Consider the following 11,261-nt stretch of genomic DNA (forward strand, 5'->3'; position numbering starts at 1 on the left):
GGGTGGCGGAATGGATGCGGGATCATGACACGCCGGCGCGACGCGCGCCCCGGAAGCGATTCGTCACGGTCGCGGCCGGGGGCGATTGGAGCACGAATCCGAAGAAGAATCAGACGTCCAGATTGCGGACGTCAAGCGCGTGCTTTTCGATGAATTCGCGACGCGGTTCGACCTTGTCACCCATCAACAACCGGAACATTTCGTCGGCCGCGCCGGCGTCGGTCAAGTTGACTTTGATCAGCGTTCGGTTTTCGGGGTCCAAGGTCGTTTCGCGAAGTTCTTCGGCGTTCATTTCACCCAAGCCTTTGAAACGAGTCAGCTGTAGACCCTTTTCACCGGCGCTGCGGATCTCGGGCAACAGAGCTCGAAGATCGTCCAGCGGTCGGCGAACCTCGTCGCCCCGCAGTAGTTCGAAACGCGGTGCGGTCGTTCCGGTGCGGTCGACCGGGATCAAGTCATCCAACCCGAACCCGACCGGTTGCAGGTCTTTCAATCCGCTGTTGATCGTGCGAACTTCGTGAATCTCTTCCAAGTGGGCCAAGTTCACGATCTCGGTGACTTCCTTAGGCTCGGCATCGCCATCGCCATCGCCATCGCCATCGCCCTGGCCCTCGCTGTTTGCTTCGGCTTCCTCGTCGTCTTCGTTTTCCTCGACGTCCAGCACCAGATTGTTTGCGCTCAAGAATGCATCGACGTCTTCCTGGGAACCGAACCAGTGTTCGTCGTTGCCGGCGGTCAACAGGAACGTCGGCAGCTTTCCGGTCACCGGGTCCAAACGAACGGCATGATTCTTAAGACTGGTGCCACGTCGTTCCAAGGCAACGATGGCGTCTTCTATCGACGCCAGCGTGGTGGCCAGCGATCGCATCGTGTCGCCTTCGGCGCGGCGTCCGTCTTCGGATTCCAGTACCGAATCGGACAGACCGCGTTCCAGCAATCGCGTCCGCATTTCTTCATCGGTTTGGACGTAGTACCGATTCCGTCCCTGCTGCACGCGATACAGCGGCGGTTGAGCGACGAACACGTGGCCACCGGCGACCAAGTGGTACATCTGGCGGTAAAAGAAGCACAACAACAGCGTCCGAATGTGGCTGCCGTCCACATCGGCGTCCGTCATGATGACGACTTTGTTGTACCGCCGCTTGCTGATGTCTTGATCGGCTCCGATGCCGGTGCCGATGGCCTGGATCATCGACTGGACTTCTTCGTTGGCCAAGACCTTGTCTTCGCGCGATTTGTACGCGTTGATGATCTTTCCACGCAGCGGCAGGATGGCCTGGTATTCACGCATCCGTCCGCCTTCGGCCGATCCGCCGGCCGAATCACCTTCGACCAGATAGATTTCGCACTCCTCCATCTTCTTGCTGATGCAGTCGCGAAGTTTTCCGGGCAAACCACCGCCGCCCAAGGCGTCTTTCCGCTTGCGAAGCAAGTCCTTGGCTTTTCGGGCCGCCTCGCGTGCCTCGGCTGCCAACAGACCTTTGCGGACGATCGTCTTGGCGACGCGGGGGTTTTCTTCCAAGTACTTGGTCAGCTGTTCGCCAACGCCGCCGGCGATGATGCCGTCGACTTCGCCGTTGCCCAGCTTGGTCTTGGTTTGCCCTTCGAATTGCGGGTGCGGCACGCGCACGCTGATCACTGTGGTCAGACCTTCGCGAAAATCGTCGCCGGTTGGCGTCGTGTTCTTGAACAGGTTTTCTTTCTTGCCGTAATTGTTCAACGTCCGCGTCAGCGCGGTACGAAAACCTGAGACGTGCGTGCCGCCTTCGATCGTGTGAATGTTATTGACGTACGACTGGACGTTTTCGGTGAACTCGGTGCTGTACTGCATCGCGATTTCGTATTCGACGCCTTCGCGACTGCCGGTGAAGACGATCACGTCGCTGTGCAGGACGTCGCTGGCGCGATTGAGGTGTTCGACGAATTCGATGATGCCGCGTTCGTACAGAAAATCACCGCCTTCGCCGTTGCGTTCATCATGAAATCTGATGTGAACGCCACTGTTCAGGAATGCGAGTTCCTGCAGCCGTTTGGCCAGCGTGTCGAAGTTGTACTTGGTGGTGCTGAAGATCTGGTTATCAGGTTTGAACGTGGTCTTGGTGCCCGATTTTTTAGTGGCACGTCCTTTTTGGATCGGGCCGGTGGGGACGCCGCGTTCGTATTCCTGGGTCCACGTCGAACCGTCACGGCTGACTTCGACCTCGGCCCACTGCGACAGGAAATTGACGACCGTCACGCCCACGCCGTGCAGACCGCCGGAAGTTTGGTAGGCACCTTTTTCGAATTTGCCGCCGAACTTCAAGACCGTCATCACGCCCTCGAGCGTGCTGACCTCGCGGTCCAATTCTTCGGACAGTTGGTCGTGACGGGTCACCGGAATGCCGCGGCCGTCGTCTTCGACCGTGACGCTGCCGTCGGTGTGGACGGTGACCGAGACGGTTTTGGCGAAGCCCGCCATCGCTTCATCGATCGAGTTATCCACGACCTCGTACACCAAGTGGTGCAGCCCGCGCCCGGTCGTGTCCCCGATGTACATCCCCGGCCGCTCGCGGACGTGTTCCAAGTCCGAAAGGTGCTGGAGGTCCTTGTCGGTGTATTCCGAATTGGCTGCCGGAGCCGCCGCGGCCGGTTGGCCGGCGGGTTGCTGGGCAGATTCCTGGGAATCGGGCGACTGAGGATCAGTGGGCTGTGGATCGGTTGACTGAGGATCGCTCATGAACGTCTGCGTTGAGGACCGAATCGGGGGCGGCGTGGGGACGCCGAAGAAGCCGCAATTCTAGCGGTTTGCAGCCCTTTTGACGATGCCGCCGGGGCGTCGGTGGGGTCCGGCCCCGGACCGGGTGATTCCGCAGCCCACGTCACCGGAAAACTGTCAACAAAGACATGAAAGGCCCGCCAAAAGGGTCACCGGGGCCGGGAAGCCGGCCCGGGATCGATCCGCAGAGACGCAGGCCTAACGAGACGAATGGTGTAAGTATTTTTGGTACGCGGCGACGGCCAGTTCGTCACAGCGTTCGTTTTCGGTGTGGCCGGCGTGGCCTTTGACGTGCCGAAATTTGACGCGATGCGTCTGCATCAATTCGTCCAAACGCTTCCACAATTCGACGTTCTTGACCGGGACCAGTTTTGAACCGTCTTTGCGTTTCCAGCCGCGACGTTTCCATCCGGCCATCCAGCTGTTGATGCCCTGCCCGACATAGGTGCTGTCGGCATGCAGGGTGACGTCGCATGGTTCCTTCAGCAATTCCAAGCCTTTGATGACGGCCATCAATTCCATCTTGTTGTTGGTCGTCGGGTTGTCCCCGCCACTGCGTTCGACCTGTTTCCCCGTCGACCCGCACCGCAAAATGAACGCCCAACCGCCCGGTCCAGGATTACCGCTGCAGGCGCCATCGGTATACAAATCAACGGGTTTCATAGCGCATCGGTCGGTGTGGGGAAATGCGGTGGTGATCCGCTGTCGGTTTGCGGCGTACCATTGCTTGCACCGGAGCCGTCGGGGCCGGTGCCGGATTTTTGTTGCGGATCGTTGTCCCTGTTGGACGCAACGTGTGGTTGGGACGCGGTAAAGATGTCGGCGTTACGAAGTTCCCACGGCAGGGTCACCCAAAACGTGCTGCCACGCCCCAGTTCACTTTCAAAGTCGACTTCACCGCCCAACAGCTTTGACAATTCGCGGACGATTGATAACCCCAGGCCGGTTCCGGCAAACTCACGGGTCAAGCCTTCGCCGTCCAGCACTTGCTTGCTTTGTCGAAACTTTTGAAAGATCACCGAATGATCTTCCTCGGCAATGCCGACACCCGTGTCGCGGACGGACAATCGAAATTCATCGCCCAAGTTCTGAACGCCGATCGTGATGATGCCGCCTTCGGGCGTGAACTTGATGGCGTTGCTTAGCAAGTTGTTCAGGATCTGTCCCAGCTTGCCGGCGTCCTGGTACGCGGTCGGCAAATCGTCTGGAATCTGTTGAATGACGGAGATGTTCTTTTCCTCCGATAGCGACCCGATCATGTCGCACTGAGCCGCAACGACACGTTTCAAATCGAATTCGCCGCGTTTGACCTCCAGCTTGCCCGCTTCGACTTTGGCCAAGTCCAAGATGTCGTTGATCATTTCCAGCAACAAACGACCGCTTTTTTGAATGTTTGACGCGTATCGCCGCTGTTTGTCGTTCAGCGAATCGATGTCTTGCAGGACCTCGGAAAACCCGATGATGCTGTTCAGCGGCGTCCGCAGTTCGTGACTCATGTTGGCCAAGAAGTCACTCTTCAACCGGTTGGCTTCGTACAGTTGCAAGTTCAACTGTGCAAACTGGTCGACACGCGCGTCCAGTTCGCGGTTGACGTCTTCAATCTGGGACTGCGTTTCGGTCAAGTGACGCAGCATCCGGTTGAAAGCGTCGGCCAATTCGCGGAATTCGTCTTCGGTGTCGATCAAGGCCCGCTGGCTGGTGTCCCCATGGGTGATGGCGTCGCTGACGTCACGCAGATGATACAGAGGTTGCAAAACCAGATAACGCACGATCGCATGCATCACATACAACGTTGCGGCGACGATCAGCATGGCCATCGCGATGATGATCGCACGGATCCCTTCGGTCGATGCGTTGGTGCCGCTGTTGGGCATCGTGACCTTCATGACCCGAAACGGATACTGGGCGGCACGGGCGACCGGGTCCTCATTGCTGAGCGATTGATTGCTTTGTCCGATCGGGGCATGACAGGACACGCAGGTTTCATCGGGCCAAATCGGCGTGTACAGAACGTATTCGTTGTTGTCGACTTCTTCGCCCAAGGCGACCGGGTTGCTGCCGGCCCCGATGCGGGCCATCGCTTCGTCGTCGCCCAGGTCGATCGGATGAGTGATGTCGACGCCGCTGGAAGCGATACGGTTGGCCAGCCGTCGCCGAAACTCCGCTTCCAAGTTTTCCAATTTCCGCAGCAGTTCGGGCAACTCCGGTGCAAGCCGTGGTGGCAAATTGCTGAAGCCGGGTGAATCGGAGTGATCCAGACCCAGGATCTGGAACCGCATCTTGTCGCCCAACAATTGCTTATGCAGCTTGTCCAAGGCGGTCCGTTTCGTTTCCGCCGCCTCGCTGGCGAAATCCTGATCGTTCCAGAACGCCTGTTCGTGCAGTGTTTCTAGCGCGTGCGGCTTGAAGTCCAACGCGCGTTGCTTGGTCGTGTTCAGCACCAACCCGCGGGCCAACACCTGGACGACGGCGAACGCACCAAACATCAAGACCAACAGGGCCGAACCGAAGAAGAGCAAGCACTTGCGCTCCAGGCTCATCGACGAGATCAAACTTTGCAGCAATCGGAGCATTGCGATGGGATCTGTCGGATGGAGACGCGGGCGGGGAAACGTAGCCGCCGAGTTTGACGAATCAGCGGGACGGCGCGGAGACGAATTTCAGAGGGCTTGGGTTGACCTTACCGCCCGCAAGACCGTTTCAAACCCCTCTATCTTACCCATCCGGCGCTTCTTGCCGTTGTAAAGGGCCATAATTACAGTGAACCGGCAATATGGCCCTGTTGTTGTCTCCGTTCGCCGTCACGGCAGCGTCTTTGACCTAAGCTTTTGGGAATAACAGCCGGTCTATCCGTCGATTCACCCCCCAGAATTGCGGCCCCGCACGTCCGAAGGGGACCGTTTTCTGCCTACTTCCGACCTTTTCGGCATCAATCCGGCGAGGAGCCAGAGAAAGATGAAACGCACGATCCGTCTCGTGGTCCGATGGACACTCGTCCTTTGTTTGATCACGGTCCTTAGTATCAGTCCCGCCACAGCGGGGTGGTTGCTGGAAAACCTGGGGAAGGGGCACGACGCGTGCGGCAGCCGTTCCAAGGCCGCCCCCGCCGCTTGTGCACCCGCCGCTTGTTGTCCCACGCCGGTTTGTGAACCGGCACCCGCGTGCCAAGTTGCACCCGTTTGCCAGCCCACGCCCGTTTGCCAGCCTGAGCCGGAACCCTGCTGCGCCGCACCCGCGGATCCCTGTGCGGATGCCGTCGCGGCGCCCGTGATCCAAGACGATTGCTGCGGCGGAACCGTTGTTGAACCGACCATCATCGAATCGGCACCGATCGTCGAAGGCGAAGTGGTCGCACCGCCAGCCGATGTTGTGGTGCCACCGGCACCGGTCGAAGAGCCAGCCGAAGCGATGGAGGCTGAAGAGCCGGCCGCTGACGACGAAGTGGCGACTGAGCCCGAGGCGTCACCTGTCGCGGAAGAATCGTTCCCCGAACCGCCCGCCGAGACTGAGCCGCCCGCCGAGACTGAGCCGCTTGAAGCCGAAGAACCGGCAACCGAAAGCCCATCGGATGTTCCGGCCGAAGAACCTGTGATGGAAGAACCGGCCATCGAAGAGCCCGCAGTTGAGGAACCGGCTGTCGAAGAACCAGCGGTTGAGGAGCCTGCCATCGAGCAACCCGCCGAAACGGAAGCCCCGGCTGCTGAAGACGCGATGGACGACCTGTTCGGTGAACCCGCCGAAGCGGAAGCCCCGGCTGCTGAAGAAGCGATGGACGACCTGTTCGGTGAACCCGCCGAAGCGCAAGCCCCGGCTGCTGAAGAAGCGATGGACGACCTGTTCGGTGAACCCGCCGAAGCGGAAGCCCCGGCTGGTGAAGACGCGATGGACGACCTGTTCGGTGAACCCGCCGAAGCGGAAGCCCCGGCTGCTGAAGACGCGATGGACGACCTGTTCGGTGAACCTGCCGAAGCGGAAGCCCCGGCTGCTGAAGAAGCGATGGATGACCTGTTCGGTGAACCTGCCGAAGCGGAAGCCCCGGCTGCTGAAGACGCGATGGACGACCTGTTCGGTGAACCTGCCGAAGCGGAAGCCCCGGCTGCTGAAGACGCGATGGACGACTTGTTCGGTGAACCCGCCGAAGCGGAAGCCCCGGCTGGTGAAGACGCGATGGACGACCTGTTCGGTGAACCCGCCGAAGCGGAAGCCCCGGCTGCTGAAGACGCAATGGACGACCTGTTCGGTGAGCCCGCCGAAGCGGAAGCCCCGGCCGCTGATTCGGAACTGGACCAACTGTTTGATACCCCGGACACCGCACCGGCCGCCGAAGAATCGACCGACAGCTTGGGAGATTTGTTCGGTGACGAAGCTCCGGCGATGGAAGAGGCTCCCTCCGGCGAAGAAGGAACCTTGAACGACCTGTTCGGTGATCCGGCCGAAGAGGCACCGGCACCCGAAGGCGACAGCTTGGAAGACTTGTTCGGTGATCCGCCGGCCACCGAAGAACCGGTCGATGACTTGGACGATTTGTTCGGCGAACGTGAAGCTTTGGAACGTGCCGAAAAAGAGCGTGAAGGCGTCTTCGATGACCTGTTCGGTGCCCCCGAAGAAATGACCCCGACCTCGGAGTCGGAAGAAAACGACGACTTTGAATTCTCGACCGATGACTTGTTCGGTGCGAATCGCAAAGCGGCTCCGGTGCAAGCGGACGTGGCAACGCCTTCGGCCGATGCCCAAGACGAAGATCGTGTCGCCGAAGTCCAGCCGGCGGAAAGCTCGCTGCAAGTCGTCAGCGCCAAACCGGTCGCCGTGGATCCGTTGTCCGAAACCCGCGTTCGCGTCTGGGTCGACAACACGGGTAACTTCAGTACCGAAGGTCGCCTGATCCAGATTTCGTCCAGCGACGTTCGTTTGATGAAAGCCAATGGACGCACCTGCACGGTGCCGCGTGAACGGTTGTGCGAAGCCGACAGTGCCTATGTTGCCGCGATCGAATCCAAGATCCAGCGGTCACGTCTGGCCATGGTTGCCGACAAGTAATCATGCCCCAGACGCCCGACGCACAACGGTGAATCGCATTTGCCGCTGTGCCTAGGCAAAACTGGCTAAAACCGAAGAATTGTATTCCGGTCCGGGCGTCCTGCTCGGACCGGTTTTTTTTGTGCTCGCGGCGTCACGCATCGCCCCGGGAATTGACCCCGCATGAGTGAAGACCATGGATGAAGACGCTGACTTGCCGATTCGGCTGAGCCATCACGATCCGCGTTGGCGTCAGGAATTTCAACAAATTCGCAGTGGCGTTTTGCAGTGTGGTCAGGGAATGATCACTCAGGTCGAACACATCGGCGGCACTGCGTTACCGGGACGGATCAGCCAGCCGATCATCGATGTGCTTGCCGGGGTTCACGACGCGGACCAGATGGACGAAGCGGCGTTGTCGATCGAAGGGCTGTATTTCCGGCCTCTGCCACCGCCCCACTGGGATTCGTCCGCGGTGCGGTTGATCAAGCCTCGCGGGGGGCCGGTGACGCACCAATTGTTCCTGATGCCCATCGGCACGCCGGCCTGGCATGCGGCGCTTGCGATTCGCGATCATTTACGCGCCGATACCGAGGCAAGCCTTCGCTTCGAAGACGCCAAAGTCGGCATTTGGAAGCGGACCGGCGGCGATCCGGAGGACTATCCGCGTGCTAAAGACGGCGTGTTCACCCATTTGATGGAACAATTGAATTTGCCGTGACGTCGGGCTGATCGTCCAAACATCGGCGGGGCTGAAAGCCGGCGGTCGGGTTATAATCGCCTTTGACGTTGTAACGATGCCGACCGTTTCCCACTTGCCAATCAATCACATGGCACGCAGCCGCCTTGGGCCCCTGGCCATTGAAACGAAGCTCGGGGACCACCCATCGCGCAGTTCCGTTTGGCGGGCCATTCATCTGAAACAGAAGGCCGCCGTTGCCGTCAAAGTCTTCAATGTTCCCTTCGGCGGAACGCCAGAGACCCGCGCCGAATTCAAGTCGGAATGGGACCAGCTGAAAACGATCCGGCATCCCGGCATTGCCAAGTGCTATGGCGGCGGATTCGAGCAAGCCGATGCGTATTTGGCTTACGAGTTGATCGAAGGCGAAACGTTGGATTCGATGCTGATCCGTCGGGACCGCCTGCCTTGGGAAACGGTTCTGGACCTGGCCGAAGGCATCGTCGACGCGCTGGAGTACTTGCACGAACGGCAGATGTATCACGGTCGGTTGCAGCCGGACAAAGTGATCGTTGCGGGGCTAAGTCCGATCTTGGTCGACATGCGACTTGCCCGTGGCGACGGACCCTTTCAGACCGGTCGACCGCTGGAGACGCATGAGTTGGCGTACCGCGCCCCGGAAGCCGTGGATGACGACGCCGCGACCGGTGTGAAGTCGGATTTGTTCGCGTTGGGCGTGATCATGTATCGATGCCTGACCGGCCGTTTGCCGTATGACGCCGATACGCCCGCCGAGATGCGTGATGCGGTACGTCATGCCGTGCCGACATCCCCGGCAACCGTGGTGATGGACTTGCCGGTTTGGATGGACAAATTGGTCGGTCAGTTGATCCACCCCGAATCGGCGTCGCGTCCCGCGGGCGCGGCCGCGGTCAAATTGGGGTTGGCCGAGGTGCGAAAGCGATCGATGTCTCGGGCCGGTGTCGCCGAGCAGGTTTCTTCCGGTTTCAGTCCCGTACAGATCGGTGACCAGAGCCAGCGTGACGAAGCCCGGGTTTTGTTGGGACAACAGATCGTTGACTTGGACGACGATCAGCCCGTTGATGATGCGTCATGGTACGACCAGTGGTGGGCGTTGCTGCTTGGCCTTGCCGCGATCATTGGATTGTTGGCGTATTTCATGTGGCCGCTTGGCGAAGACAAGATGCGTCAACGGGCCGAAGACCTGTTGGCCGAGGGGACGCGCGGCGCCAAGATCCAAGCCAAAATCAGTTATCTACAGCCGATGCTGAACAAGTTCCCCAACGGTGAACACGCGACTTGGGCTGCGGACCAAATTGAACAAGTGGAGATGGTCGAAGCGGAGCATTTTCTGTCGGTCAAGATGAAACGCAACTTGCCGCTGCGTGGTGAAGGCGAACGTTTGTACGCCGAAGCACTGCAGTACCAGCGGTTCGGCGACGATGCATCGGCGCTTGCCAAATACCGCAGCATCGTCACGCTGTTGGCCGATCAAGATCAGTACCGCGCGTTCGTGAACCTGGCGCGGCGTCAGATCGCCCAGATCGAATCGACCGGCCAGACCGGTGGCGAAGCGGCGGGAATCATCATCGCAAAGATGAAGGAAGCCGATTCGGCATACCGTAGCGGAAACGTGATCGCGGCCAGGAAGGTCTGGTATAGCATCATTGACCTGTACGCCGACAATGCCGCCGTCGCGCCCCTGGTTCAACAAGCCCAAGACCGCATCGAGGCGGTGGCGTCCGGGGCAAATTGAATCAAACGCAACACGGCCGGCGGGCAACCGTCGCACGTATCTGCGGCCCTGGCGGTCTGCAGTCCCAACGGTTCCCATCTCATCCACAGGACTTTCGACGTCATGTCGCCGACCGAACCTCAGGACGCATCGGACGAACCGATTTACGAAGCCACGGTCGTGCACCCGGAAGATGGCCCGTCGCCGTCCGGCCAGGGCGTGACACAAAGCAAGGCGGCCGTGTTGGCGGTGTTGTTCTTGGTCGCCGGTGTTTTCGGTGTTCCGTTGCTGTGGATCAACAAACGATTCAATACGGCCGAGCGAATCTTGTGGACCGTCGTCGTGACGATTTACACGTTCCTGTTGGTTTGGATTGCCTACAGCGTTGTGATGTGGTCGCTGGACCAAATCGCTGCCAGTCGACTGGGAACGTGACGTCGTTGTGAATCGAATCGGTCAACGCACACAGCGATAAACAAATGCGGGCGGCAGATTGGCCCACGCGGTGGGGCTGTGTTGGACGCTGGAAAAGTTCTGGTCCAACCGTCGCCGAAACCGCTGACCGGCTGGCAGGATGACGCCCTGCCAGTAAGCAAATGTGACGAATTGCCCGCCGGGACGCAGCACCGCCAATGTCGCATCCATGATTTCTTGTTGCAGCGAATCGGGAAACGAAGCCCAGGGCAGCCCGCACAAAATGGCGTCGACGTTCTGCATGTCGTGCTGCCGGCAAAGTGCTTGAACATTGGACGCGCTGTCTTCGACGACGGTCACACCGGGGCAACGCTGACGCGTGGTGGCGGCCAGTTCCGGCGAACGCTCGATTGCAAAAAAGCGGGCTTCGGGATGCAGGCGACCGGCAATGGCCTCGGTAAACACCCCGGTGCCCGGACCGTATTCGACGACATTGCGGGCCGATTCCCACTGGATCCATTCGGTCATTCGGTCCACCAACTGACGTCCGCTGGGCGCGATTGCCCCCACCTGCGTGGGCGATCGGATGAAATTTTTCAGGAACGTCAGGGTGTCGGACATCGTGTCGGGCAATCGTTGGG

The 11,261-nt window shown here is 59.7% G+C and carries 8 protein-coding genes; 4 read left to right on the plus strand and 4 right to left on the minus strand.

Annotated features, from left to right (window positions below):
• Positions 1-109: 109 nt before the first annotated feature.
• The 3 genes from Mal65_RS01785 to Mal65_RS01795 form a co-directional block, all read right to left on the minus strand.
• Positions 110-2,716, minus strand: a complete 2,607-nt coding sequence (locus tag Mal65_RS01785; RefSeq protein ID WP_145293102.1) for a DNA gyrase subunit B — start codon at positions 2,714-2,716, stop codon at positions 110-112.
• A 237-nt stretch (positions 2,717-2,953) separates the two neighbouring features.
• Positions 2,954-3,418: a ribonuclease HI gene (gene rnhA / locus Mal65_RS01790; RefSeq protein ID WP_145293104.1), complete on the minus strand. Its 465-nt coding sequence runs from the start codon at positions 3,416-3,418 to the stop codon at positions 2,954-2,956.
• Positions 3,415-5,328 carry a sensor histidine kinase gene (locus Mal65_RS01795; protein ID WP_145293107.1) on the minus strand — a complete coding sequence of 638 codons (1,914 nt, stop codon included), beginning with the start codon at positions 5,326-5,328 and terminating at the stop codon, positions 3,415-3,417. Before Mal65_RS01795 ends, rnhA begins: the two co-directional genes overlap by 4 nt.
• Positions 5,329-5,710: 382 nt before the next feature.
• Between Mal65_RS01795 and Mal65_RS01800 the strand changes: the two genes are divergently transcribed.
• From Mal65_RS01800 to Mal65_RS01815, 4 genes are all read left to right on the plus strand, one after another.
• The gene (locus tag Mal65_RS01800) at positions 5,711-7,792 is read left to right on the plus strand and encodes a nucleoporin (protein WP_145293109.1); all 2,082 of its coding nucleotides are present in this window, start codon (positions 5,711-5,713) and stop codon (positions 7,790-7,792) included.
• A 175-nt stretch (positions 7,793-7,967) separates the two neighbouring features.
• Positions 7,968-8,492 (plus strand): GrpB family protein, encoded by a 525-nt coding sequence (locus Mal65_RS01805; protein WP_145293112.1) that lies wholly within the window; start codon positions 7,968-7,970, stop codon positions 8,490-8,492.
• A gap of 76 nt (positions 8,493-8,568) precedes the next feature.
• Complete coding sequence (locus tag Mal65_RS01810) at positions 8,569-10,227, plus strand: serine/threonine protein kinase (RefSeq protein WP_196784488.1); 1,659 nt, start codon at positions 8,569-8,571, stop codon at positions 10,225-10,227.
• Positions 10,228-10,329: 102 nt separating this feature from the next.
• A complete protein-coding gene (locus Mal65_RS01815) occupies positions 10,330-10,641 on the plus strand; it encodes a hypothetical protein (RefSeq protein ID WP_145293115.1) in 312 nt (103 codons plus the stop codon).
• A gap of 21 nt (positions 10,642-10,662) precedes the next feature.
• Here Mal65_RS01815 and Mal65_RS01820 read toward each other — a convergent pair whose 3' ends face one another.
• Positions 10,663-11,241 (minus strand): class I SAM-dependent methyltransferase, encoded by a 579-nt coding sequence (locus Mal65_RS01820; RefSeq protein WP_145293117.1) that lies wholly within the window; start codon positions 11,239-11,241, stop codon positions 10,663-10,665.
• Positions 11,242-11,261 lie beyond the last annotated feature (20 nt).

The sequence above is a fragment of the Crateriforma conspicua genome, assembly GCF_007752935.1.
In the GTDB taxonomy this organism is placed as follows: Bacteria; Planctomycetota; Planctomycetia; order Pirellulales; family Pirellulaceae; genus Crateriforma; species Crateriforma conspicua.

Excerpts from the sequence above, each read along its gene's own strand:
- Mal65_RS01785 (WP_145293102.1), bottom strand. The coding sequence starts at position 2,716 with ATGAGCGATCCTCAGTCAACCGATCCACAGCCCACTGATCCTCAGTCG.
- rnhA (WP_145293104.1), bottom strand. The coding sequence starts at position 3,418 with ATGAAACCCGTTGATTTGTATACCGATGGCGCCTGCAGCGGTAATCCT.
- Mal65_RS01795 (WP_145293107.1), bottom strand. The coding sequence starts at position 5,328 with ATGCTCCGATTGCTGCAAAGTTTGATCTCGTCGATGAGCCTGGAGCGC.
- Mal65_RS01800 (WP_145293109.1), top strand. The coding sequence starts at position 5,711 with ATGAAACGCACGATCCGTCTCGTGGTCCGATGGACACTCGTCCTTTGT.
- Mal65_RS01805 (WP_145293112.1), top strand. The coding sequence starts at position 7,968 with ATGGATGAAGACGCTGACTTGCCGATTCGGCTGAGCCATCACGATCCG.
- Mal65_RS01810 (WP_196784488.1), top strand. The coding sequence starts at position 8,569 with ATGCCGACCGTTTCCCACTTGCCAATCAATCACATGGCACGCAGCCGC.
- Mal65_RS01815 (WP_145293115.1), top strand. The coding sequence starts at position 10,330 with ATGTCGCCGACCGAACCTCAGGACGCATCGGACGAACCGATTTACGAA.
- Mal65_RS01820 (WP_145293117.1), bottom strand. The coding sequence starts at position 11,241 with ATGTCCGACACCCTGACGTTCCTGAAAAATTTCATCCGATCGCCCACG.